We start from the raw sequence: 25,025 nt of genomic DNA, 5'->3' as shown, positions 1-25,025 counted from the left end.
TGCTTACTTCCTTGCGTTGAGAAAACGTCACTGGGTCACGCCCGTGGGGGCGTCGAACTGGCTTTCGTAGAGTCTGTCGCCATAGGCCTGGGCCAGCTCCTCGAAGCGGACCCGAGCCGAGCCGGCAAAGGGCTGGCGCATCTTCATCACATCGGCGATATCGACCTTTTCATAGGCGGCCAGCATCTCCTTGGCCACCCCGTACATCTGCTGGTTGCGCGCCTGGCACTGCTGCACCTGGCCATCGCGCTCGGCCAGTTGTGCCTGCAGGCCGGCACGCTCGCTTTCCTTGGCGCGCGCCATGCCCAGCAGTTCGTCATAGGCCTGCTTGTACTTGTGCAGTTGTTCGTTGCTGCTGGCCACCAGCGCCTGGGCCTGGCTGTGCACGGCCTGCTGCTGGCCGGCGAGCTGTTCGCTCTGGCCGCGCGCCTTGGCCAGTTGCGCGGTCAGCTCGCGCACCTGGCCCAGGGCCGCGTCGCGTTGCTGTTCCGCCGTCTGACGGGCGGCGCTGGCCTGCGCCTGCTCGCTCTGCAGGGTCTGCAGCTGTTGCGTGGTGCTGCGCAGCTGGGTGCGCAGGCGCTCTTCGAGGGTTTCGGCCGACGCCGAGGCGGCCAGGCTTGCGCCCAGCGCCAGCATCAACCAGGCGCAACGATGGCGATAGACTCCCTTGTTCATGCCCGTGCTCCTTCCCTAGAACCGCGTGTTGACTTCAAGTTGTAGCACATCGATGTCAAACGGCGCGCCGTAGACTGCCTCGCTGCTCAACCAACGGGCTGTAGCGTAGACGTTGTCGGCCAGGCCGTAGTTGCCACCGAGGAAATAGCCCTTGGCGTTGGTGCCGCCGAGGTGGAAGCTCGAGTCGTTGAACCCGTCCGGCAGCGCGTCAGGCTCGATGCGCTTGTAGCCGGCGAACAGGTTCCAGTCGCCGGCCTTGCGCATGTCCAGGGCGTTGCCCAGGGTGAACTGCAACATCCAGGCGTCGCCGCCGCTCTTGATGTTGCCGTTCTCGTCGATGTTGTTGGCCAGCTGGCCGGCCGAACGCTTGCGCATGTCGCCCTCGTCGTAGGCCAGGTTGTGGATGTAGTTGGCCTGGCTGCGCAGCTTGAAGTCATGGGGCAAGTCGGCGTCCCACACCAGGTTCAGGTCGAGCAGTTCGAACTCCGAGGCGATGCCGACGAACTGCGGCTGCGGCGTGGCCGCCGGGTTGGCCGGATTGGGCGTGATATCGCGCAGCAGGAACACCGTGTTGCCCTTCTGCATGAAGGTCGGCCGGGTTTCGTCGCTGTCACAGGCCGGCTGGCCATCCCAGGGCGCGCAGGGGCTGGAGCGCTCGCCGGCGATGTCGTCGAAGCGGTAGTAGGCCATCGCGCCCTTGAGGCGGTGATGGTCGTTGAGCGCCCATTTCGCGCCCAGCTGCGCGCCGTACAGCCACTTGTTGTCGCTGTCCTCCTTGTCCAGGCCGTTGCTGCTGGCGCTGTCGTCGCTGTACTGCACAGGGAACGCGCCGACGGTGCCGAACAGGCTGAGGTCGCGGTTCAGCGGCTGGTCGAAGATCGCCGCCACGCCATCGAAGTTGAGGTCGTGGGAATAGAGGATATCGGTGGACATGAACGGATTGGCGATGCGCCCGCCGGTCAACGTCAGTCGCTCGCTGGGCGTCCAGGTGACATAGCCCTGGTCGAGCCAGATGTCCTTCTTGCCGAAGCCGCCTCCGAGGTTCTGGGTGGTCGACACCGGGTTGTTGTTGGAGCCGGTGGCGACGCGAATGCCGGCCACCCAGTTGTCCGCCAGCTGGGCCTTGAGGCCGAAGCGTGCACGCAGGCGCAGGAGGCTGTCGCGGTCCTCGCGGGTGTTGAGCAGCGGCGGCAGGTTCGAGCCACTGTTGGCGTTGACGTCGTACGGGCCCTTGTCGTTGAGCTTGGCGAAGTCGACGATCTCGTTGCTGTTGCCGTCGGCGTAGCCGCGCGACTCGTAGCGCAGGCGCAGGTCGCCGTCGAAGCTGATGCGCGAGGCCCAGTCGGGGAAGGTGTTGGGCGCTGCCCAGTTTTCCTGCTTGGCGGTGTTCATCACCTCGGCCTTGATCTCGTCGCGGATCTGCTGGCGGACGATGGCCGGCACATACTGCACGCGCACCTCGCCGTTGGCCGCGGGGGCCTGGGCGACGATCGGCGCGGCGCTGACAGCCCGCGCCTGCTGGGCCTCGCGCTCGGCCTGGGCGATCAGCGCGTCGGCCTTGTCCTGCTTGAGCACGCCCTGTTCCACCAGCAGGCGGATCAGGTTGACGGTCGCGTTCTCCGACGGCGCGGCGTGGGCGACGGCCGGACCGACCGCGGTGGCGGCGGCCAGCAGGCCGAGCGCCAGGGTCAATCGGTTGACTGGGCACTTCATGGGTTTGCAGCTCCTGTGGGTCAGTCGTGCTTCGTTGTTCATGGCCGGCGCCCCTGCAGGGCTATCTTCACCGGCAAGGTCAGGTTGGCCGGCGGGCGCTGGTCGAGGGCGCGGGCGCCACGCAGGGCGGCGAGCACCTGGGCGTCCACCTCCGGCTCGCCGCTGCCGCGCAGCAGCTCGACCCGGGTGATCTCGCCGGCGGCGCTGAGCCAGATCTCGGCCTGCAGGTTGAACACCAGGTTGCGCAGCTCGGGGTTGTCGCGCAGCAGGCGCTGGAAGGCATAGGCCAGGTACTGGCTGTAGGTGCCGCTGCCCAGGCCGCCACCGCCGCCACCGGCCATGCCGCCGCCCTTGCCGGCCCCGACGTTGAAGCTGTCGCCGCCCGCTTGGGCGTCGCCATCCATCTGCATGGGGTCGGCCAGGTCCTGGGCTGGGTCCGGCGCGTCCTCGGCGGGCTTGACCTCCTCGGCCTCGGGCACCGGCTGCGGCTCGACGATCTTTTCCTCGACCGGCGGTTCAGGCTCCTTGGGCGGCTCGGGCGGAGGCGGCGGTGGAGGTGGCGGCAGCGGGATGATCGCCGGCACCTTGGGCGCCTCGCGGCGCACCCCGGCCATGTCGTTGGCCCACTGCCACAGCAGCCAGGCCAGGCCCGCGCCAGCGACGGCGAGCACGGCCCAGGTCAGCAGGCGGCGGAAGTTGGCTTTAGGTTCCATGCCTGCCCTCACCCCTGGTTCGGCTTGCCGGTGACCAGCCCGACCTGGGCCAGTTCGAGACGGCGCAGCAGGTCGAGCACCTCGACCACTTTCTGGTACTGCACCCCCGCGTCACCGCGCACGATCAACGGGAAATCCGGGCTGCGCGCCTTTTCGCTGCGCAGGCGGTCCTCCAGCTCCTGCAGCGTCACCGGGTAGGCGTCGAGGAACACCTGGCCGGCATCGTTGATCGAGATCGCCTTGGTCTTGGGCTGGGCCAGCGACACCGTGGCGCTGGCCTTGGGCAGTTGCACCTGGATCCCGGAAACCTGCGCGGTGGCGGTGAGGATGAACATCACCAGCACCACCATCAGCACATCCACCAGCGGGGTGATGTTGATACTGTCGACCGCGGCGTCGGCGTCGTCGTCTTGGGCGTTGTTCACGGATGCCATGGCTGCCTCCTCACGCCGGGATCGACGGGTTGACGCTGCGCCCGGCCGGACGCAGCGCCGCTTCACCGGCCTGGCCCTCGCCGTGCAGCTCGGCCAGGCGGGTGATGAACTCGTCGACGAACACCCGCATGTCAGCACTGACTTCGCGGTTGCGCGTGGTCAGGCGGTTGTAGCCGAACAGCGCGGGGATGGCGACGAAGAGACCCATGGCGGTGGCCAGCAGCGCCGCGGCCATGCCCGGGGCGATGGCGTTGATGTTGACGTCGCCAGCCATGGCGGTGCCGAGGAACACCACCATGATCCCCAGCACCGTGCCCAGCAGGCCGATGTAGGGGCCGCCGGCGATGGCGTTGGACAGGGTCGACAGTTTCGACGACAGCGCCTGGTTCTCGCGGGTGCGCACGCCGTCCATGGAGCAGCGGATGGCTTCGATGGTGGCCGCGGACACTTCACTGGTGTCGGCGCCCTGGGCGCGGCGGGTGCGGATTTCCTGCACCGCCACCAGATACAGGCGCCACAGCGAGGAGTCGGTGAGTCGGTCATGCAGTTCGCGATCGTCGGCGAACTGCTCGAGGCGCGTGCCGACCGTGGCGAAACGCTCGCGAAAGCGCGTATTGGCGGCGGTGACGCGATTGAGCGTGCGCTGCTTGCGCAGCATGATCACCCACGACTGCACCATCATCAGCACCAGGACAGCGATGATTACCCAGGCGTCCACCGGCACCGCCTTGAGCAGGAAGCCCAGGCCACCGAAGCCGAAGCCGGATTGTTCCTCGTCGACGCCATAGACCACCAGGCGCGACTCGGCACCCTGGGCCAGCACGTCGGCCTGCAGGCTGGCCTGGCTGCGGGCGACGCGGGAAACACGCAGCTCGTCCAGGGCGCCGACAAAGGTCGCGTAGTGGCCGGCAGCCTCGCCCTCGCCCGCTGGCAGGTCGCCACCGATGCCGATGGCGCCGCTGAAGGCCGCCAGGCTCGCGGCCAGTCGCGCGACCGGCTGGCCTTCGACCAGCAGCGTGAGGTTGCCGCCCTCGCCCACCAGCGCCAGGTGCTGCCATTGGCCGGCGCCGAGCGCCTGATTGGCGGCGGCGCGCTGGCCGTCCACCTCGATGAAGGGCACGCCTTCGGCCAGGCCGAGCAGCAGGCTGTGGCCGGCCTCGCGGCGCGCCAGCAGCAGTTGCTCACCCACCGCCTGATCCTGGCGCAGCCAGGTGCTGAAGCTGAACGCCGCGCCCGCCGGCAGTTGCAGCGAGGCGCTGGCGGGCAGTTGCAAGGCTTGGCCACCGAGCTGGATGGCCCGGCCGATCACACCATCGACGCTGACCGTCGGCCCTTGCAGCTGGTTGCCATAAGGGCTGGCGTCACGGGCGATGGCACCGTCGAAGTGGTAGAGCGCGGTGTAGTCGGCGTCGAAGCTCGGCTGGCTGGTGGGTGCCTGGGCCTTGGGGTTGCCGTAGTACATCCACAGGTCCTGGCGCTGGCCGGCTTCTATACGGGGTACGTCGACCCAGATCAGCGCCATGCCCATCAGCGGATCGAACTGCTCGACATGGTGGTTGAGCACGGTCTTGTCGTCGGCAGCGACGAAGCGGATGTCCGCGCCGGTTTCGCTGACGCCGTCGAAGCTGAAGTTGCCGGTGTGCAGACGCACCAGCAGTGCGGTGCGGCCCAGCGCCTGGGTCAGGCCGGCGCCCTGGGGCGTGGTGTCCACGGCGATCTGCTTGCGGTACATCCAGTCGTCTTGCCACCAGGCGCTGGCGCTGCCCGACAGGGCGAAGCCCAGGCACAGCAGCAAGGTCAATATCAGGCGTTGCATGAGAGGTCTCCAGGCCGATGCCGGTCAGTAGGTCAATCGTTCAGAAAGTCGCCTGCACGCTGAAGTGCACGCGGGAAGCGTTCTTGTCGGTGTTGGGGCCGTCCTTGAGCGGCACGGCCCAGTCGAGGCTGCCGGACAACCAGTCGTTGAGCGTGGCGCGGGTGCCGACGCCGACGCTGGCCAGGCTGTAGCTGTCGTCCTGTTCGGGCAGTGCGTCCTGCAGGCGCAACTGGGCGCCCTCGGCGAACAGGTAGAAGCGCCAGTCGCTGATGTAGCTGCCAACGTAGCGGCCAATGGATGGGGTGCGCAGTTCCTGGGAGAACAGCAGGCCGTCGTCCCCGGTGCGTTCGGCGGCGAGATAGCCACGCACCGAGGTGGCGCCACCGGCGGCGAACTGCTCGTTCGACACCAGTGGCCCCGAGGCCAGCTGGAACGCCAGCTTGGAAGCGCTCTGCCAGGAACCGGCGAAGTCGAAGGTGTAGCTGCCGTCGCCCTTGAGCGCGGCGAAGCTGGAGTCGGCGCGGTAGCGCTTGTAATCGAACTCGGTATCGTCGCTGCCATAGCCCAGCAGGCTGCGCGTCCCGGCCACCAGGCTCAGGCCGAGGCTCAGCTGGTCCTGTTCGGTGAAGCGGTAGCCGGTATAGCCCAGGGTGATCGGGGCGTACTTGAGCGGGACCTTGTCGCTGCTGCCACCCAGGCCGACCTGTTCGTCGAAGTCCTTGAAGTCCACGCCGATCGACAGGGCGTTGGCCCAGGCGCCGACGCCCGGCAGGTTATAGATCGCCGAAACGCCGTAGGAATGGCCCTTGCCCAGCACATTGGTGCCGCCCACCGTGGCGACATTGCTGTCGGAGTGGTAGCCGGAGAACTGCACGGTCCAGCGCTCGCTCAGCGGCGCGGCGTAGGACCCGGACCAGACTTCGGCGTTGTCACGGTCCTGGGGCGCGGTGAACCAGGTCAGCGAGACGCTGTGGCCGGCCTGCCAGAGGTTGTTGTAGCCCAGGCTGACGACACTGCGCAGCTTCTCGGTGTCGGCGCTGTGGTCGTTGTTCAGGCCCAGGCTCAGGTTCCAGGGCTGCTTGTCCTCGACCTGCAGGTCGACGTCCATGGTGCCCGGGCGCTGGCCTTCGCGCACCAGCGGCATGACCTGCCGCCCCGGGGCACGGTTGAGCGTGGCCAGTTCGTTCTGTACCTGGGCGAAATCGGGGACCTTGCCCTCCTCCAACGCCGGCACCTGTTCACGGATCTCCAGCGGCGAGTAATGCTTGGCGCCCACCACCCGCACGCGGCCGACCTTGGTTTCGCTCACCTGCAGGTAGACCACGCCGCCTTCGACCTTCTGTTCGGGCAGCTCGACGAACACCGACTGGTAGCCCCGGGCCTGATAGCTTTTCTGCAACGCCTCGCGGGCGCCTTCGAGGTCAGCCAGGGTCTTGTCCGGCCCCAGGTAGGGATAGACCGCCTCTTCGATGGCCTGGGCGTCGAGCACGGTGTTGCCGCGCACCACGTATTCGTTGATCTCGACCCGGCGCTGCGCCTCGTCCGCGGCCACGTCGACCGCCAGCAGGCACAGCAGCGCCCCTGCGCCCATGCCGCATCGTTTGAAGAAAAAATGCTCCACACCGCCCCCTTGAGCGCCAGGAATTCGTTGGTTTGCTAGTGGTTGTCGCTGGGTGCGGGCTGGCCTTGGTGGCGGGCCAGCCAGCTGTGCAACAGGGCCAGGTTGAGGCTGAACTCGGGCATGGCCTGCAGGCTCGCGCCGAGCACTTCGTCGACCATGCGCTGCAGCAGGGAAACGGCCATGGCACTGCCCAGCAGCACGCCGAGGTCATGGCTGAACAGGCTGAAGTTCCACACCCGTGATTTCAGCTCCAGGCCGGTGAACCAGCGGAACAGCAGGTTGTAGTTGAGCTGTTCGTAGAGCTGCTTCTCGCTGGGCACCGAATACAGCAGCTGCAGGAGCAGTACATGCATCAGCGTGCGCGGGGTGATGATCATGCCCTGCTGCTCGGCCAGCAGCGCCAGCGCGGGCTGGTGCGCGTCCAGCAATGCCTCTATGCGCGGCTTGAGCAGCGCCAGCGAATGGCCGGGCGGCACGCAGCTGGCCACCTCGCGCAGGGCGCCCTGCCAGTCGTCCTGGGAGACGATCCATACCCAGGGGGCGCCGTAGCGGTAGACCGAGACGGGCTGCTTGCGGGCGGCCTCGACGATCTTGGCCAGACGCTGGTCGAGCTCCTGCATTCCCACTTTCGTGTAGCGTTCCATAGTGCCCATTGCCCCGCTCCCAGGCCGGTTCTCAAGGCTTGATTGGCCTGGTGGCCAGGTGCCTTGTTGGTGTCCTTGGCTTTGACGGGGGTGGCGGATTGCTACCGAAGTTTTGTCATGAAAGGTTCATCAGAGGGGGTGGTTTCGAGGGGGGCGGGGGCGGGGTCGGGGTCGGGGTCGGGGTCGGGGTCGGGGTCGGGGTCGGGGTCGGGGTCGGGGTCGGGGTCGGGGTCGGAAGTGATTGTTTTGATTTTTGTTTGCGTATTCGTAGAAGATGTCGACATTTAGTCACCTTTTCGCCCTTACGGCGACCTACTTTTGTCTTGACAAAAGTAGGCAAAACCGTTCGGCTCCGTTCATACGGCCCCTACGCTTCGCTCCGGGGTTCCCTCGCTCCGTTCTTGCTCCCGTGGGTACCGCGCTGTACGCCCCATCCTGGGGCGCAGCGCTCGACGGCCATCCATGGCCGTCGCCCCACTACGCAAGAACTCCACTCGGCCTCCTGAAGTCGCAATTGGTGGCGCCTGAACTATCGCGCACTTAGAAGCAAGATCAAGAGCAGATCAAGAGCAGATCAAGAGCAGATCAAGAGCAGGACTTTTGGTTTTCAGTGGATGTTATGTTGTTTTTCATTACGCCATCGCGGGGCAATCCCGCTCCCACGTTGAATAACGTAGTCAAACTATCGTGGGAGCGGGTTTGCCCCGCGGTGTTTATCTAGAGTTCCCACGATGGCAACTAGCGACTAGCTGCGTTAGTGCAGGCGCCGCCCGTAACTTCGCGACTTCAGGAGGCCGAACGCAGGACTTGCGGAGGGAGGTGACGGGCATGGATGCCCGTCAAGCGCTGCGCCCCAGGATGGGGCGTTCAGCGCGGTCCTCCCGGGAGCAAGGCCGGAGTGAGGGAACCCGGAGCGAAGCGGAGGGCCGGATGAATGGAGCGCCACGGCTTTGCTTACTTTGGCCACGACCAAAGTAAGCCGCCGTAAGGGCGGAAAGGTGACTGTGCGTCGACATCGCAAATGAATGCGCTTAAAACTATAAAAACCGATGCCGATTGACTTTGACTTTCACTTTCACTTTCACTTTCACTTTCACTTTCACTTTCACTTTCACTTTCACTTTCACTTTCACTTTCACTTTCACTTTCACAGCGTGTGTTTTAAAAGTTATATGCGCATTCATTCGCCATGTCGACGCATACTCACCTTTTCGCCTTTACGGCGACCTCCTTAACGAGATGGTCACCCCTGCACCCCGCGAGGCGTACGCTTTCGCAGGGTGTTTTTTCTTCGGAGACCGTCATCATGGACATGATGAACTTCCGAGGTCATGCCTGCATGACATTGCATTGGTGCAAAGAGCCGACTGCGTCGTTAAATATTATTGACCTTGCTTGCGCCAAACCCTTGTCGCTCAAGGCTCCGACGGCCTACAGCCCCCGTAAAATGGCGGCTTGAGGCTTCGTCACTCGTTTGACATATCGAACGGCTCTGGCAAGCTATGAGTCAGGCCCCGACCGACATCGCCTGCAGGGCGAGCCGGCAGTGCTCGGGGCTTCAGGCAGCACTCAAGGCCCCGGCCGTGCGCCTGCACAACAACGACAGGCATGACCTGTCTCAAGGTGACATATGTCCAACAGCAACATTGGCAACAAGCAACCTTCCCTGCGCAAACCCGTCGTCCTGATGACCATGGGCAGCCAAGAGCGCAAAGGCCATGACTATCAGGTCATGACCCACAAATACATCTCCCCGCTGGTCGAGTTCTCCGGTTGTGTCCCGGTCCTGGTGCCCACCTGCTGCGGCGTCGAAGACCTCGAGACCTACCTGGACATGGCCGACGGCGTGTACCTGACCGGTGCCGGCAGCAACATCGACCCGGCCCTCTACGGCCAGGACAACCAGACGCCCGGCAAGGGCCAGGACAAGGACCGCGACCTGTTCGACATCCCGCTGGTCAAGGCGGCGATCAAGCGTGGCCTGCCGATCTTCGGCATCTGCCGCGGCATGCAGGAAATCAACGTGGCCCTCGGTGGCGACATCTACCAGAAGGTCTACGCCGAGCCAGGCTTCAACGACCACCGGGAAAACCCCGAAGATCCGGTCGAGGTCCAGTACGCCCAGGTGCACGGCGTGAAGATCAAGCCGGGCAGCTGGCTGCGCGACACCCTGGGCAGCGACGAAATTCGCGTCAACTCGCTGCACGGCCAGGGCCTGCGCAACCTGGGCGCCGGCATCGAGCCAATCGCCCATGCCGAGGATGGCCTGGTCGAGGCGATCCACGCCCCGAGCATCTCGCCCTTCCTGTTCGCGGTGCAGTGGCACCCGGAGTGGCAGGCGGCGAAGAACCCCGACTCGATCAAGATGTTCCAGGCCTTCGGCGACGCCTGCCGCGCCCAGGTCCGCAAGTCCCAGGTCAAGCGCAACCAGGCCGCCTGACCCTCTGAAGCTTCGTTAGCTTTGATCGCGGGGCGGCGCAAGGTCGCCCCCGTTTCCCACGGTCACCCTCTGCTGGTCCCAGAACACCTCCCGTGGAAGCGGGCGGCGGGCTTGTGCCTGTCTCCGCGATCTTTTTTCCTTCCCTCAAGAGATACGATGACTTGAAAAAGTCGTCTCGCCTGCATTGGCCTCATCGCGGATGAATCCGCTCCTACAGATTCGCGCGATCCTGTAGGAGCGGATTCATCCGCGATGAGGCCACCCGTCCCGTGCGTCCAAAAAATTCCGTGTCCAGGGTCTAGTCATCTCAATAGTTGTACGATAACTTACCTCTCACCTTGGTACCTCCTCCTTCCAAGCGCCACAGGATGCCTACAACAATGAATCCACAAGAACTGCAATCCATCCTCTCCCACGGCCTGCTGTCGTTCCCCGTCACCGACTTCGACGCGGCCGGCGACTTCAACCCCGCAGGCTATGTCAAACGCCTGGAATGGCTCGCCCCGTATGGCGCCAGCGCGCTGTTCGCCGCCGGTGGCACTGGCGAGTTCTTCTCCCTGGCCGCCAGCGAGTACAGCCAGGTGATCAAGACCGCCGTCGACACCTGCGCCACCTCGGTACCGATCCTCGCCGGCGTCGGCGGCTCGACCCGCCAGGCCATCGAATATGCCAAAGAGGCTGAACGCCTGGGTGCCAAGGGCCTGCTGCTGCTGCCCCACTACCTCACCGAAGCCAGCCAGGACGGCGTTGCCGCCCATGTCGAGGCGGTGTGCAAGGCGGTGAACATCGGCGTGGTGGTCTACAACCGCAACGTCTGCCGGCTGAACGCCGACCTGCTGGAACGCCTGGCCGAGCGCTGCCCGAACCTGATCGGCTACAAGGACGGCCTGGGCGACATCGAGCTGATGGTGTCGATTCGTCGCCGCCTGGGTGATCGTTTCAGCTACCTGGGTGGCCTGCCCACCGCCGAGGTGTATGCTGCGGCGTACAAGGCGCTCGGAGTGCCGGTGTATTCGTCGGCGGTGTTCAACTTCGTGCCCAAGACCGCGATGGACTTCTACCACGCCATCGCCCGCGACGATCACGCCACCGTGGCCAAGCTGATCGACGATTTCTTCCTGCCGTACCTGGACATCCGCAACCGCAAGGCCGGTTACGCCGTGAGCATCGTCAAGGCCGGGGCGAAGCTCGCCGGTTATGACGCGGGCCCCGTGCGCACGCCGCTGACCGACCTCACCGCGCAGGAGTACGAGATGCTCGCCGCGCTGATGGACAAGATGGGGCCGCAATAAGCGAGCACCCCGCGGCCTGCCAAAGCCGCCGCCGGAGCAGGGACGCCCCGCTCCGGCCTACAAACAATCCCCGTATAAAAATAACGAGTGGGAGTAACCAGCATGCAAGCGACGCAAAAGACGCATGTACGCTACCTGATCCTGTTGATGCTGTTCCTGGTGACCACCATCAACTACGCCGACCGCGCCACCATCGCCATCGCCGGCTCCAGCCTGCAGAAAGACCTGGGCATCGACGCGGTCACCCTCGGCTACATCTTCTCCGCCTTTGGCTGGGCCTACGTGGCCGGGCAGATCCCCGGCGGCTGGCTGCTCGACCGCTTCGGCTCGAAGAACGTCTACGCCTTCAGCATCTTCACCTGGTCGCTGTTCACCCTGCTGCAGGGCTTCGTCGGCGGGCTGCCGGTGGCCTGGGCGGTGGTCACGCTGTTCACCCTGCGCTTCCTGGTGGGCTTCGCCGAAGCGCCGTCGTTCCCCGGCAACGCGCGGATCGTCGCGGCCTGGTTCCCCACCCAGGAGCGCGGCACCGCCTCGGCGATCTTCAACTCGGCGCAGTACTTCGCCACCGCGCTGTTCGCCCCGATCATGGGCTGGATCGTCTTCACCTTCGGCTGGGAACATGTGTTCGTGGTCATGGGCGTACTGGGTATCGTGTTCTCGGCGGTGTGGATGAAGACCATCTACAACCCGCGCCAGCACCCACGCATAGGCCAGGCCGAACTCGACCATATCGAACAGAACGGCGGCCTGGTGGACATGGACCAGAAACGCGGCGGCGACGGCCCGAAATGGGGCTACATCAAGCAGCTGCTGACCAGTCGCATGCTGCTGGGCGTCTACCTCGGCCAGTACTGCATCAACGCCATCACCTACTTCTTCCTCACCTGGTTCCCGGTGTACCTGGTGCAGGAGCGCGGCATGACCATCCTCAAGGCCGGCTTCATCGCTTCGTTGCCGGCGGTATGCGGTTTCATCGGCGGGGTGCTCGGCGGGGTGCTGTCGGACTGGCTGCTGCGCCGCGGCAACTCGTTGACCTTCTCGCGCAAGCTGCCGATCGTCTGCGGCCTGCTGCTGTCGACCACCATGGTGTTCTGCAACTACGTCGAGGCCGAGTGGATGGTGGTCGGCTTCATGACCCTGGCGTTCTTCGGCAAGGGCATCGGCGCCCTGGGCTGGGCGGTGGTCGCCGACACCTCGCCCAAGCAGATCGCCGGCCTGTCGGGCGGGCTGTTCAACACCTTCGGCAACATCGCCTCGATCACCACGCCGATCGTCATCGGCTACATCATCAGCGCCACCGGTTCGTTCAAATGGGCCCTGGTGTATGTGGGCGCCAACGCCCTGGTGGCGGTGTTCAGCTACCTGGTGATCGTCGGCCCGATCAAGCGCATCGAGCTCAAGGAACCGCCCAAGCGCGAACCTGCGCCCGACGCCGAACTGGCCCGCCAGTAAGCCGGACACGTCGGCGCCCCACGGCGCCGGCGACAGCACCACGCCTGAGAGACAAGACAAGAAGGGCCTGACCATGCAGTTGATCGAACATTCCGAGTCGCCCCGCTACGTGCGCCTGCACCCCGACGACAACGTCGTGGTGGTGGTCAACGACGGCGGCCTGGGCGAAGGCGCGCGCTTTGCCGATGGCCTGACCCTGGTCGAGGGCGTGCCGCAGAGCCACAAGGTCGCCACCGTGGACATCCGCAAGGGCGAGGCGGTGCGCCGCTATGGCCAGGTCATCGGCCATGCCCTGGCAGACCTGCGCCAGGGCAGTTGGGTCAAGGAAGATCAACTGGCGATGCCGGCCGCGCCCGAGCTTGCCAGCCTGCCACGCTGCGACGCCGTGCCCGCCGCCCTGCCGCCACTCGACGGCTTCACCTTCGAGGGCTACCGCAACGCCGACGGCAGCGTCGGCACCCGCAACATCCTCGGCATCACCACCACCGTGCAGTGCGTGACCGGCGTGCTCGACCATGCGGTCAAGCGTATCCGCGCCGAACTGCTGCCCCGCTACCCCAATGTCGACGATGTGGTCGCCCTCACCCACAGCTACGGCTGCGGCGTGGCGATCAACGCCCGCGATGCCTACATCCCGATCCGCACCGTGCGCAACCTGGCGCGCAACCCCAATCTTGGCGGCGAGGCGCTGGTCATCAGCCTGGGCTGCGAAAAGCTCCAGGCCGGCCAGGTGATGCACGACGGCGATCCATCCGTGGACCTCAGCGAGCCGTGGCTGTACCGCCTGCAGGATGCGACGCTGGGCTTCGGCGAGATGATCGAGCAGATCATGGCCCTGGCCGAGACCCGCCTGAAAAAGCTCGACCAGCGCCGCCGCGAGAGCGTGCCGGCCAGCGAACTGATCCTCGGCATGCAGTGCGGCGGCAGCGACGCCTTCTCCGGCATCACCGCCAACCCGGCGCTGGGCTATGCCGCCGACCTGCTGGTGCGCGCCGGCGCGACGGTGCTGTTCTCGGAAGTTACCGAGGTGCGCGACGCCATCTACATGCTCACCTCCCGCGCCGAAACGCCGGAGGTCGCCGACGCATTGGTGCGCGAAATGGACTGGTACGACCGCTACCTGCAGCAGGGCGCCGCTGATCGCAGCGCCAACACCACGCCGGGCAACAAGAAAGGCGGCTTGTCCAACATCGTCGAAAAAGCCCTGGGCTCGATCGTCAAGTCCGGCAGCGGCGCGATCCAGGGCGTGCTCGGGCCCGGCGAGCGGGTAACGCGCAAGGGCCTGATCTTCTGCGCCACCCCGGCCAGCGACTTCGTCTGCGGCACCTTGCAGCTGGCGGCCGGGATGAACCTGCATGTGTTCACCACTGGTCGCGGCACGCCCTATGGCCTGGCCATGGCGCCGGTGGTCAAGGTGTGCACCCGCAGCGAGCTGGCCCAGCGCTGGCCGGACCTCATCGACATCGACGCCGGGCGCATCGCCAGCGGCCGGGCGAGCATCGAGGAGCTGGGCTGGGAGCTGTTCCATTACTACCTGGACGTGGCCAGCGGCCGCAGGCAGACCTGGGCCGAACAGCACCGGCTGCACAACGACATCACCCTGTTCAACCCAGCACCGATCACCTGACCGACACAGGTGGCGTGGGAGCGGGCTTGCCCCGCGATGATGCAATCGCGGGACAAGCCCGCTCCCACGCACTGGCTCATCACTCATCCTGGAGTTTCCATGCCCAATATCCTCGGCCACAACTTCATCGCCGGCCAGCGCAGCGCCCTTGGCCCGCAACGCCTGCACAGCCTCGACGCCACCAGCGGCGAAGCCCTGCCCTACAGCTTCGCCCAGGCCACCGAGAGCGAAGTCGACCGTGCCGCCCGCGCCGCCGCCGACGCCTTCAGCGCGTTCCGCCAACTGCCCCCGGCCCGCCGCGCCGAGTTCCTCGAAGCCATCGCCGCCGAACTGGACGAACTCGACGACCACTTCGTCGCCATCGTCTGCCGTGAAACCGCCCTGCCCGCCGCGCGCATCCAGGGCGAGCGCGGCCGCACCAGCGGCCAGATGCGCCTGTTCGCCCAGGTGCTGCGTCGCGGCGACTACCTCGGCGCGCGCATCGACCTGGCGCTGCCCGAGCGTCAGCCGCTGCCACGGGTGGACATCCGCCAGATGCGCATCGGGGTCGGCCCGGTGGCGGTGTTCGGTGCCAGCAACTTCCCGCTGGCCTTCTCCACCGCCGGTGGCGACACCGCCGCGGCCCTGGCCGCCGGCTGCCCGGTGGTGTTCAAGGCCCACAGCGGCCATATGGCCACCGCCGACCTGGTGGCCTGCGCCATCCTGCGCGCCGCCGACCGCACCGGCATGCCCAAGGGCGTGTTCAACATGGTGTTCGGCGGTGGTGTCGGCGAATGGCTGGTCAAGCACCCGGCCATCCAGGCCGTCGGCTTCACCGGCTCGCTGAAGGGCGGCGACGCGCTGTGTCGCATGGCCGCCGAGCGGCCGCAACCGATTCCGGTGTTCGCCGAAATGTCCAGCATCAACCCGGTGATCGTCCTGCCCGGCGCCCTGGCCAAGCGCGGCGAGGCCATCGCCCGCGAACTGGCAGGCTCGGTGTGCCTGGGCGCCGGCCAGTTCTGCACCAACCCCGGTATGGTGATCGGCTTGCAGTCCCCAGGCTTCAGCCAACTGCTGGGCGAGTTGGGCCAGCACCTGGATCAGCAGGCCGGGCAGACGTTGCTCAATGCCGGTGGCCTGCGCAGTTATGTCGGCGGCCTGGAACATCTGCAGGCCCACGCTGGCATCCAGCATCTGGCGGGGCAGCCGCAGCAAGGCGATCAGGCTCGCGCCCAGCTGTTCAAGGCCGATGCCCGCCTGCTGGCAGAGGCCGACCCGTTGCTGCAGGAGGAGGTGTTCGGCCCGGCCACGGTGGCCGTGGAGGTCGCCGACGAGGCGCAGTTGCGCGCCGCCCTGCTCGGCCTGCGCGGCCAGCTCACCGCCACGCTGATCGGCGAGCCGGACGACTTCGAGGCCTTTGCCTGGCTGGTGCCGCTGCTCGAAGAAAAGGTCGGGCGCATCCTGGTCAATGGCTACCCGACCGGGGTCGAGGTGTGCGACGCCATGGTCCATGGCGGGCCTTACCCGGCGACCTCGGATGCCCGTGGTACTTCGGTGGGAACGCTGGCGATCGATCGCTTCCTGCGGCCGGTGTGCTACCAGAACTACCCGCAGGCTTTGCTGCCGGAAGCGTTGCGCGATGGCAACCCGTTGGGGCTGCGGCGGCTGGTGAATGGACAGTGGAGCGAAGGGGCAGTCTGACTACCTGGAAACGCGTTTGACCACCTCGGACGTCAGCCCCGCTGCGCCTCGGCCTCTTCATGGGCCTGGCGCAGGCGTTCGCGGCTGTTGCTCAGGTGCATGCGCATGGCCATCTTGGCGCCTTCGCTGTCGCGTCGGGCGATCGCCTCGTAGATCGCTTCGTGCTCGTGCATCAACCGGCTCATGTAATGCGCCTGGTCGTCATGGGCCAGGCGCGCCGAGTTGAGCCGGGTACGCGGGATGATGCTGGTGCCCAGGTGATTGATGATGTCGGCGAAGTAGTGATTGCCGCTGGCCTGGGCAATGCGCAGGTGGAACTGGAAGTCCGCCGACACCGCATCCGAGGCATGGGCCGCGCCCTCGTTGAGCTCGTCCAGCGCGGCGCGCATGCCGGCCAGTTGCTCGTCGCTGCGACGCTCGGCCGCGAGGCCTGCCGACTCGATCTCCAGGGCAATGCGCAACTCCAGCACCGCCAGCACCTCGCGCAGGGTGACGATGGTCGCCGGGTCGATACGAAAACCCCCGGTACTTGGGGTGTCCAGCACGAAGGTGCCGATACCGTGGCGGGTCTCGACCTGGCCTGCGGCCTGCAGCCGCGAGATGGCCTCACGCACCACGGTGCGGCTGACCCCTTCCTCGGCCATGATCTGCGATTCGGTGGGCAGCTTGTCGCCGCGCTTGAGCTGGCCGCTGCGAATGCGCTCGGTCAGCACCGTGACCAGTTCCTGGGCCAGACTGCGTGGCTTGCGCCGGGTCCGTGCCTGTACCTGCTGCTCTGTCATGCCCTGTCTGTCTGGTTGTGGAAGACAGGCGCGATGATAGCGCAAGCAGTTGTACGATCACATACGTCCGGGCGGGTTTTCATGCGCCCTGGCGCGCCGCCGAGGGCGTGTGGCCCATGACCTTGCGGTACAGGCTGGAGAATGCGCTGGGGCTCTCGTAGCCCAGGTCCAGGGCGATGGCCGTCACCGCCTCGCCCGCCGCCAGGCGTGTCACCGCCGCCATCAGGCAGGCCTGCTGGCGCCATTGGCCGAACGACAGCCCGGTCTGCTCGCGAAAACGCCGGCTGAAGGTGCGCGGGCTGCAGTTGAGTTGACGCGCCCAGGCCTCGGCGCGGGCATGGATCAACGGCTGCGCCAGGAACGCCTGGCACAGGGCCGCCAAACGTGGCTCCGTTGGCATCGGCGCGAATAGCGGCAGGCGCTCGGCCTGGCCCAGCTCATGCAGCAGCAGCCCCAGCAGCAGGCCGTCGCGCCCCGCCTCGTCATGCAGGGCCGGCACTTCGGCGCTGGCCAGCAACAGCTGGTGCAGCAGCGGTTCGACACGCAATGCCTCGCATAGCGGGCCCGGGCGAGGCAGCGCTGTCGGCTCGATGTACAGGCTGCGGGTACTCACGCCGCGCATGCGCACCTGGTGCGGTTTGCCGGGAGGAATCCACACGCCGCTGCCGGGTGGAATGACCCAGGCGCCGTCGTCGGTCAGCACCTCCATCAGCCCGCTCATCCCATACAGAAATTGCGCCCGGCGATGGACGTGCCTGGGCAACAGGGTGTCGGGCGGGTAATCGGTGGCGATGGCCAGTACCGCACGGGGGGTGGCATCGATCTGGGACAGGGGAACATTGCGCATGACAACAGGCTCTGGCCGTGATGCGATGATTATTGGCCAATTGGCGCAAGCCGGCCAAGAGGCAGGTGCCTACGCTGAGAGCCCCTGTCCTGGCCCTGAGGCTGTTCCCATGCTCTACCCCCTGCTTGGCTTGTTCGGCTTGTGTGCCGGCGTCACCACCTTGCTGTTCGGCTTCGGCGGCGGGTTCTTCGCCGTGCCGCTGCTCTATGCCCTGCTGCTGACCAGCCACGGCGCCGGCACGGCCGTGGCGGAGCATGCCATGCAGATCGCCGTGGCCACCTCGGCCACGGTGATGATCTTCAGCAGCGCCCTGGCCACCTGGCGCCACCACCGCGCCGGCAGCCTGCGCTGGGACCTGGTGCGGCCCCTGGCGCCGGCCATTGCCGTCGGGGCCCTGCTCGGCGCCTGGGCCGCCCTGTACGTGACCAGCGCCTGGCTGCGCGGGTTGTTCATCGCCTATCTCCTGCTCAGCCTGCTCGATGCCTGGCTGCGCCCGGGCTTCGTCCGCACAGGCGGGCAGGCACTGGCTGAAATGAGCCGTACCGGCGCAACCCTGGCCGGCCTGCCCATCGGCGCGCTGGCAGCGCTGCTTGGCGTCGGTGGCAGCGTGATGACCGTGCCGCTGATGCGCCGCCGCGGCGCCAGCATGCGCACCGCCACCGCCATGGCCAATCCGCTGTCGCTGCCCATGGCCCTGGCGGCCACGCTGGTCTATGCCCTGGTGCCGAGCAGTCAGGCTGACCTGGGTGTCGGCGTGCTCGGGCTGATCGACCTGCGCGCCACCCTGGTGATGACCGTCGGTGCCTGGCTGGGCATGCACCTGGCCGCGCCCTTGTTGGGGCGCATCCCCGACCACGTGCATGCCCGGGCCTACCTGGCGCTGCTGGCCTGCGTACTGTTGGTGATGCTGCTCGTTGGCGATTGAGCCTGGCCATCGGTCATGCCCGCGCTGTAGGCTGCGACCTGCTCTCTCCAAGGAAGGAAACCGCATGAAGACGTTCGATCGCTTGCTGCTCGCCACTGGCCTGCTCATCCCGCTCTGGCTGCTGTCAGGCGTTGGCCTGACCGCCCTGGCCTATCCCGGCTACGACCATCTGCAACAGGCCATGAGCCAGCTCGGCGCGGTCGGCGCGCCGACCCATGGCTTCTCGCCCTGGGTCAACAACTTCCCCCTGGCGTTGCTCTTCGGCCTGTTCGCCTGGGGCCTGGCGCGGCGCTGGCGGTACTCGGGGCTGGCTCGGTTGAGCGCGGGGCTGGTGCTGCTGCACGCTGTCGGCAGCCTGGGTACCGGCTGGTTCCCCTGCGACCAGGGCTGCGCGCCGCTGGAGCCGTCGTTCTCGCAACAGATGCACAATCTCAGCGGCCTGCTGATGTTCCTCTCGCTGACCCTGGCCAGCGTGTTGTGGATCTGGCTGGGCAAACGCGTGGCAGGCTCCCCGTGGCTGGGAAGGTGGTCGCTGCTGTGCTCGGTGCTGGCGATGATCACCGTGGTGCTGATGGCCAAGGCCGCGCAAGGCGGTGAACTGTTCGGCCTGTACCAGCGCCTCAACTACGGCATCAGCGTGTTGTGGGTTGCCGCCCTGGCCCTGCAATCGTTGCGCTGGCGTTCGCGCGATGGCCTGCAAATGGCCATCGCCTGACGGCAAACTGCTGGCCCCCAGGCGTCGAAAGCGCGGGCAAACTTCGTTTTCCTTCAGATGCTTAGGACAGCAACATGCGCGTAATTCTAGCAACCGTGGCTGGCTGCCTGCTGGCCACAACCGCCTTCGGCGCCCAGGCCCGGGCCCTGAGCCAGAACGATCGCCAGGTGTGCGGCTGGGGCGCGCAGATCGCCGCCGAGGCGCAACAGGCCAAGCTTTCCGGGGTGACCCTGTATGCCACGCGCAAGAAGCTGCAGGCACGCAAGTTCGCCAAGCCATGGATGCGCATGACGGCGTTCGGGATCACCGAGCAGACGTACAACAGCCGCTCGCGGCTGAAGCCGGCGGCGATCAAGCAGACGTATTACGAGCAATGTGCCCAGCATGCAGTCGCTAAAAAATAATTCATATAATTCAAGTAGCTATGAGTTATATCAAATGTAACTTATTAGCACATATTGAAGTGATTTCGAGGTATTCAGCGGCGTAATCGGCAACCGGTGGGAGCGGGCTTGCCCCGCGATCTGGCCAAGCGGCCATCGCGGGACAAGCCCCCTCCCACAACACCTCCCTGTCAATCGAGCCTGCCGATCAAGGCTCCGCAATCCCCGTGGTATCGCCGATCAGCGTCTGCGCCTTGAGCGGCACCGGTGCCGCCTTGCGCAGCGCCGCCACCTGCCCCGCGGTCACCGCCGCGGCCTGGTTGCCCCAGCTGCTGCGAATGAAGTTGACCACATCGGCCACCTGCTGGTCCGACAGCCGCCAGCCGAAGCCGGGCATGCTGAACGTCGACGGCGCGCTCGCCGTGGCCGGCAGGGTCGCGCCTTCCAGCACGATGTGGATCAGCGAGGTGGCATCCTGCCCCTGCACCACCGGATTGCCCGCCAGTGCCGGGAACACCCGGGCATAGCCCTGGCCGTCGGTACGGTGGCAAGCCCCGCAGTTGTCCACGTACAACGCCGCGCCCGTCTTGCCGTCATTGCCTTGCCACAGCGCCTGGGCCACGCTGGGGTCCGCCTGGAACGGCTGGTCGTCCGGGTTGCTCGGCGGCAAGGTCTTCAGGTAGCGGGCAATGGCCGTCAGGTCGGCATCGCTCATGTACTGCATGCTGTGCTCGACCACGTCGCTCATGCCGCCGAACACCGCGGTGCGTTCATTGCGGCCGGTCTTGAGGAAGGCGACGATCTGCGCCTCGTTCCAACTGCCCAGGCCGTCCTTGTGGTCGCCGCGCAGGCTCTTGGCGATCCAGCCCTCGAGCGGTGCGCTGCCAGCCAGGAAGGCATCGCCGTCGGCGGTATCCAATGCCTTTTCCTGCATGGTGATCGCCCGTGGCGTATGACAGGCCCCGCAATGGCCCAGCCCTTCGACCAGGTAGGCACCCCGCGCCACCACCGGATCGCGCCCTGCGGCTTCGAACGGCTTGACCTCGGGCGCGAACAACCCACGCCAGAACGCCAGCGGCCAGCGCATGCTCAATGGCCAAGGGATGTCGCTGGCCTTGTTCTGCTGCGCCACCGGCTGCACGCCGTGCATGAAGTAGGCATACAGCGCCTGCATGTCCTGATCGCTGACTCGGGCATAGGATGGGTATGGCATGGCCGGATACAGCGTACTGCCATCCTTGCCGATGCCCTGGCGCACGGCGCGCTCGAAGTCTTCGTAGCGGTACTGGCCGATGCCGCTGGCGTGCGGGGTGATATTGGTCGAATACAGGGTGCCGATCGGCGTCTCCATCGGCAGCCCGCCGGCGAAGGGCTTGCCGCCCTTGGCGGTGTGGCAGGCCACGCAGTCGCCGGCACGGGCCAGGTACTCGCCCTGCTTGACCAAGGCTGGATCGACGCCGTCGGCGGCGTGCAGCAAGCTGCTCGCACCCAGGCCGAGCATGGCGATGAACAGTGTCTTGAGTTTCATGACCGGCCTCCTCATGCCTGCACCAGTGGGCCGGGGTTCTTCAGGTAGCGTTCGCGGATCGCCCGCGCCGACCAGTAGGTCAACGCCGCCACCAGCCCGGTAGGGTTGTAGCCCAGGCCCTGGGGGAAGGCCGAGGCGCCGGGCACGAACACGTTGTGCACGTCCCAGCATTGCAGGTAGCGGTTGAGCGCACTGGTCTTCGGGTCGGTGCCCATGATTGCGCCGCCATTGAGGTGGGTGGTCTGGTAGGTGGAGGCATCGAAGTGCTGGCCGAAGGCCTTTTTCCCCGCGCTGATCGCCTTGGGCCCCATGGCTTCGGCGATCTTGCCCATGCGCTCGACCATGAAACGGTTCATCTTCACGTCGTTGTCCTTCCAGTCGAAGGTCATGCGCAGCAACGGCTGGCCGTAGGCGTCCTTGTACACCGGGTCCAGGTCGAGGTAGTTGTCGCGGTAGGACTGGTGCGCGCCGTGGGCATCCATCGACAGCATGTGCCGGTAGCTGTCGGCCACCGCGGCCTTCCAGCCACTGCCCCACTTCGGCGTGCCCGGCGGCACCTTGGTACCGGAGATCGGCTTGGCGCCCGCCTGGTTGACCCAGAACGGCGAGCCGCCGACGAAACCGTGGGGGCCATGGTCGAAGTTGTCGGCGTTGAAATCGTCCACCGCCACACCGTTGCCGCCGGCACCGATGAAGGGGTTGGTGTGGTGGCTGTCGCGGTCGAAGAACGCGGTCACGGTGGAGATGTTCTGGTAGGCGAAGTTGCGCCCCACCACGCCTTGGTTGCTGACCGGATCGTAAGGCTTGCCGATGCCCGAGAGCAGCATCAGGCGCACGTTGTTGTACTGGAAGGCGCCGAGGATCACCAGGTCGGCCGGTTGCTCGACCTCACGCCCCTGGCTATCGACATAGGTCACGCCGGTGGCCAGGCGCTTGTCCTCGGTCAGGTTGACCCGCAGCACATGGGCATTGTTGCGCAACTCGAAGTTCGGCACCTGGCGCAGGGCCGGCAGGATGTTCACGTTGGGCGAGGCCTTGGAGTACATGTAGCAGGCATAGCCGCTGCAGTAACCACAGAAGTTGCACGGTCCCATCTGCGCGCCGTACGGGTTGGTGTAAGGCCCGGAGGTGTTGGCCGACGGCAGGTTGTAGGGGTGATGGCCGACTTCACGGGCGGCCTTCTCGAACAGTTGGGCCGACACGGTGTTCTTCTGCGCCACCAGCGGGAAGTCGCTGGAGCGGTCGGCGGCGAACGGGTTGCCGCCCTTGTCGCGGCCCACCACCTGGCCCTTGATCGACCAGGCCGTGCCGGAGGTGCCGAACACCTTCTCGGCGAAATCGAAGTACGGCTCCAGCTCTTCGTAGCTCACGCCGAAGTCCTGGATGGTCATGCCTTCGGGGATGAAGGCCTTGCCGTAGCGCTCCTCGTAGTGGCTGCGCAGGCGCAGCTCCACCGGGTCGACGCGAAAATGCACGCCGGACCAGTGCAGCCCCGCCCCACCCGTTCCGGTGCCGGGCAGGAAGGCGCCGAACTGGCGATACGGCACGGCCACGTCGTTGACGCTATGGCGCAGGGTCACGGTCTCGCGGGAGATGTCCATGAACAGCTTCTTGCGCGAGTTGTAGGTCAGCTCGTCCATGGTCTGCGGGTAGACGCCGTCCGGGTAGGTGTCCCGGGCCGGGCCTCGCTCCAGGGCAACCACCTGCAGGCCGGCCTCTGTCAGCTCCTTGGCCATGATCGCCCCGGCCCAGCCGAACCCGACGATGACTACATCGACTTTTTTCATCTGGCTCATGCTTCAACCCCGCTCGCCGCTGATGGAGACCGGCGGGAACGGATAACGCTCGTCGCGCTCCACCCAGTCCATGAAATCGGCGCGGGCGCCTGGGAAGCCCACCAGCTTCCAGCCGACCAACCCCTGGTTGCCGCCGTGCAGCGGATCACTGAAAAAGCCTTCGCGGGTGTTGAGCCAGAGCATGTTGAAGAAGGTGGCCGCCGGCAGCGAGGCAAACGTCGCCGTACCGCCGTCCAGGGCCTCCAGTACCTGCTGCTGGCGCGCAAGATCGAGCTGGGCGAACGCCTTGCCGAACTGCGCCTTGCACCAGGCGTCGGTCTCGGCGATGCCCAGCCGGTAGATCTCCTGAGGGTTGAGCTTGAGCTGGTAGCCCAGCTCGCTGGGGGCGTCGGGGTGGAATGGCCCCTGCATGTACCACAGCCCGCCACTGCCGTAGCGGGTGTTGAGCTGGCGGTCGATGAACTCGGGCACGCCGGCATCGGCCGCGCCCGCGCCCAGGGCATCAGTGGGGATGAGCACGGCCACGGCGGCGCTGACGAAGGCCCACTCCTCCTGGGTGAAGAAGGTCGGCTGGTAGGCGCGCGCGGTAGCCGGCCGGGCCGGTTCGGCAGGTGCCGGGGTGGCGCTGTCGGCGAGCACTGCGCCGCCCAGTCCGGTGCTGGCGAGGGTCGCCACCGGGATCAGGGTCAGGGATTGGCGCAGGAACGCCCGGCGCGCCGGTTGCACGGAGGCGGGTTGGTCCTTGGACATGAGGATGTCTCTCTGTTGATCAGGTCATACGGGAATCGTCGCCCTTTTCGCCAATGGAGATCCCGGCGCCGGCCGCCCAAGACAGCGCTGTCTTGCGCGGCCGGCCTTGAATTGCCAAGGGGTCGCAGAGCGACCCCGGGATCTCGAACCAGACAAAGGCTGTTGTTTTGGTAGACATGAGGCAAGCGCGACGCTCACCAGGTTCAGTTGTTTCGCCGTTCCCAGGCCACAGGGTTGACCAGGTTCGTCGGCCGCTCGCCAGCCAGCGCGGCCAGCAGGTTGTCCACTGCGCAGCGGGCCATGGCTTCGCGGGTCTCCAGCGTGGCCGAGCCGATATGCGGGGTGACCACCAGGTTGTCCAGTTGCAGCAGCGGCGAATCCACCGCCAGCGGCTCCTGCACGAACACGTCCAGCCCGGCGCCGCGAATGCGCCGCTCGGCCAGCGCCTGCAACAGTGCCGCCTCGTCGAGCACGCGGCCACGAGAGATGTTCACCAGGATCGCCGATGGCTTCATCAGCGCCAGCTGTGGCGCGCCGATCAGGTTCTCGGTCGCGGCGGTCAACGGCAGGCACAGGCAGACGAAATCGGACTCGGCCAGCAATGCCTCCAGGCTGCGATGCGCGGCGGCGAACCGCGCCTCCACTTCGGGCCGCGGCTGACGGGTGTGGTACAGCACGCGCATGCCGAAACCGGCATGCGCGCGTCGGGCCAGGGCCTCACCGATACGGCCCATGCCGACGATGCCCAGGGTTTTGCCCTGCACGTCGCAGCCGAACTGCGCCGGCCCGATCCCGGCCCGCCAGTGGCCGGCGCGAATCCAGCCGTCAAGCTCGACCACGCGCCGGGCACAGGCCAGGATCAGCGCGAAACCGGTGTCGGCGGTGGTTTCGGTGAGCACGTCGGGGGTGTTGGTCAGCAGCACCCCACGCTGATCCAGCGCCTCGATATCGTAGTTGTCCACGCCCACCGACACGCTGGAGATCACTTCCAGGTGCGGCGCCAGGTCGAGCAGCGCGCGGTCCAGGCGCAGGCTGGCGCCCAGCAGGCCATGGGCGCCCGGCAGCGCCGCGCGCAAGCGCGCCAGGCCATCGGCGGCCGGCGCTTCCACCAGGGTCACCTCGGCCTGCGCGTGCAGGCGCGCCATCAGTTCATCGGACAGGCGTTTGTAGGCGACGATGCGCTTTTTCATGC

General features: G+C 66.5%; 20 protein-coding genes and 1 pseudogene. 8 read left to right on the top strand and 13 right to left on the bottom strand.

The features are described 5' to 3' along the window. Positions 1-27: 27 nt before the first annotated feature. The 7 genes and pseudogenes from CCOS191_RS11990 to CCOS191_RS28725 form a co-directional block, all read right to left on the bottom strand. Positions 28-675, bottom strand: a complete 648-nt coding sequence (locus tag CCOS191_RS11990) for a hypothetical protein (RefSeq protein ID WP_046855396.1) — start codon at positions 673-675, stop codon at positions 28-30. A 15-nt stretch (positions 676-690) separates the two neighbouring features. Next, a complete protein-coding gene (locus CCOS191_RS11985; RefSeq protein ID WP_046855395.1) occupies positions 691-2,388 on the bottom strand; it encodes a putative porin in 1,698 nt (565 codons plus the stop codon). A gap of 38 nt (positions 2,389-2,426) precedes the next feature. Then, entirely contained in the window at positions 2,427-3,101 is a 675-nt protein-coding gene (locus tag CCOS191_RS11980) for an energy transducer TonB family protein (RefSeq protein WP_046855394.1), read from the bottom strand. 8 nt (positions 3,102-3,109) lie between these two features. Then, positions 3,110-3,535, bottom strand: coding sequence for an ExbD/TolR family protein (locus CCOS191_RS11975; RefSeq protein WP_046855393.1), 426 nt, complete (start codon positions 3,533-3,535; stop codon positions 3,110-3,112). Between the two features lie 10 nt (positions 3,536-3,545). Then, positions 3,546-5,351, bottom strand: coding sequence for a DUF2341 domain-containing protein (locus CCOS191_RS11970; RefSeq protein WP_046855392.1), 1,806 nt, complete (start codon positions 5,349-5,351; stop codon positions 3,546-3,548). A 40-nt stretch (positions 5,352-5,391) separates the two neighbouring features. Continuing rightward, positions 5,392-6,942: a ShlB/FhaC/HecB family hemolysin secretion/activation protein gene (locus CCOS191_RS11965; protein WP_046855391.1), complete on the bottom strand. Its 1,551-nt coding sequence runs from the start codon at positions 6,940-6,942 to the stop codon at positions 5,392-5,394. Between the two features lie 280 nt (positions 6,943-7,222). Beyond that, a pseudogene (locus tag CCOS191_RS28725) lies at positions 7,223-7,322 on the bottom strand (transposase); the annotation flags it as partial. A 1,924-nt stretch (positions 7,323-9,246) separates the two neighbouring features. On the opposite strand from CCOS191_RS28725, the gene CCOS191_RS11955 reads away from it, so the two are divergent. The 5 genes from CCOS191_RS11955 (at position 9,247) to CCOS191_RS11935 (ending at position 16,107) form a co-directional block, all read left to right on the top strand. After that, entirely contained in the window at positions 9,247-10,056 is an 810-nt protein-coding gene (locus CCOS191_RS11955) for a gamma-glutamyl-gamma-aminobutyrate hydrolase family protein (RefSeq protein WP_046855389.1), read from the top strand. A gap of 380 nt (positions 10,057-10,436) precedes the next feature. Then, complete coding sequence (kdgD, locus tag CCOS191_RS11950) at positions 10,437-11,348, top strand: 5-dehydro-4-deoxyglucarate dehydratase (RefSeq protein WP_046855388.1); 912 nt, start codon at positions 10,437-10,439, stop codon at positions 11,346-11,348. Positions 11,349-11,450: 102 nt separating this feature from the next. Next, the gene (locus tag CCOS191_RS11945; protein WP_046855387.1) at positions 11,451-12,800 is read left to right on the top strand and encodes an MFS transporter; all 1,350 of its coding nucleotides are present in this window, start codon (positions 11,451-11,453) and stop codon (positions 12,798-12,800) included. A gap of 73 nt (positions 12,801-12,873) precedes the next feature. Then, positions 12,874-14,427 (top strand): galactarate dehydratase, encoded by a 1,554-nt coding sequence (gene garD, locus CCOS191_RS11940; RefSeq protein ID WP_046855386.1) that lies wholly within the window; start codon positions 12,874-12,876, stop codon positions 14,425-14,427. A 99-nt stretch (positions 14,428-14,526) separates the two neighbouring features. Further along, positions 14,527-16,107 carry an aldehyde dehydrogenase (NADP(+)) gene (locus tag CCOS191_RS11935; protein WP_046855385.1) on the top strand — a complete coding sequence of 527 codons (1,581 nt, stop codon included), beginning with the start codon at positions 14,527-14,529 and terminating at the stop codon, positions 16,105-16,107. Positions 16,108-16,139: 32 nt separating this feature from the next. Here CCOS191_RS11935 and CCOS191_RS11930 read toward each other — a convergent pair whose 3' ends face one another. Together CCOS191_RS11930 and CCOS191_RS11925 are read right to left on the bottom strand one after the other, a co-directional pair. Then, positions 16,140-16,889 carry a FadR/GntR family transcriptional regulator gene (locus tag CCOS191_RS11930; protein WP_023632887.1) on the bottom strand — a complete coding sequence of 250 codons (750 nt, stop codon included), beginning with the start codon at positions 16,887-16,889 and terminating at the stop codon, positions 16,140-16,142. Positions 16,890-16,968: 79 nt separating this feature from the next. Continuing rightward, entirely contained in the window at positions 16,969-17,736 is a 768-nt protein-coding gene (locus CCOS191_RS11925) for an AraC family transcriptional regulator (protein ID WP_046855384.1), read from the bottom strand. A 109-nt stretch (positions 17,737-17,845) separates the two neighbouring features. Between CCOS191_RS11925 and CCOS191_RS11920 the strand changes: the two genes are divergently transcribed. From CCOS191_RS11920 to CCOS191_RS11910, 3 genes are all read left to right on the top strand, one after another. Beyond that, positions 17,846-18,661 carry a sulfite exporter TauE/SafE family protein gene (locus CCOS191_RS11920; protein ID WP_046855383.1) on the top strand — a complete coding sequence of 272 codons (816 nt, stop codon included), beginning with the start codon at positions 17,846-17,848 and terminating at the stop codon, positions 18,659-18,661. Between the two features lie 64 nt (positions 18,662-18,725). Continuing rightward, on the top strand, positions 18,726-19,376 hold the full coding sequence (locus CCOS191_RS11915; protein ID WP_046855382.1) for a DUF998 domain-containing protein: 651 nt from the start codon (positions 18,726-18,728) through the stop codon (positions 19,374-19,376). Positions 19,377-19,450: 74 nt separating this feature from the next. Next, a complete protein-coding gene (locus CCOS191_RS11910; protein ID WP_046855381.1) occupies positions 19,451-19,780 on the top strand; it encodes a hypothetical protein in 330 nt (109 codons plus the stop codon). A 187-nt stretch (positions 19,781-19,967) separates the two neighbouring features. Here the strand turns inward: CCOS191_RS11910 and CCOS191_RS11905 are convergent, their stop codons facing one another. From CCOS191_RS11905 to CCOS191_RS11890, 4 genes are all read right to left on the bottom strand, one after another. Beyond that, on the bottom strand, positions 19,968-21,287 hold the full coding sequence (locus tag CCOS191_RS11905) for a cytochrome c (RefSeq protein ID WP_046855380.1): 1,320 nt from the start codon (positions 21,285-21,287) through the stop codon (positions 19,968-19,970). A gap of 11 nt (positions 21,288-21,298) precedes the next feature. After that, positions 21,299-23,074 carry a GMC family oxidoreductase gene (locus CCOS191_RS11900; RefSeq protein ID WP_046855379.1) on the bottom strand — a complete coding sequence of 592 codons (1,776 nt, stop codon included), beginning with the start codon at positions 23,072-23,074 and terminating at the stop codon, positions 21,299-21,301. 12 nt (positions 23,075-23,086) lie between these two features. Next, positions 23,087-23,833, bottom strand: a complete 747-nt coding sequence (locus CCOS191_RS11895; RefSeq protein ID WP_046855378.1) for a gluconate 2-dehydrogenase subunit 3 family protein — start codon at positions 23,831-23,833, stop codon at positions 23,087-23,089. Between the two features lie 203 nt (positions 23,834-24,036). Further along, a complete protein-coding gene (locus tag CCOS191_RS11890; protein WP_046855377.1) occupies positions 24,037-25,023 on the bottom strand; it encodes a 2-hydroxyacid dehydrogenase in 987 nt (328 codons plus the stop codon). Between the last annotated feature and the right edge of the window lie 2 nt (positions 25,024-25,025).

It is taken from the genome of Pseudomonas sp. CCOS 191 (assembly GCF_001007005.1).
GTDB lineage: Bacteria > Pseudomonadota > Gammaproteobacteria > Pseudomonadales > Pseudomonadaceae > Aquipseudomonas > Aquipseudomonas soli.
The sequence above is the reverse complement of the archived record's forward strand: the minus strand, read 5'-3'. Positions and strand labels throughout refer to the sequence as shown.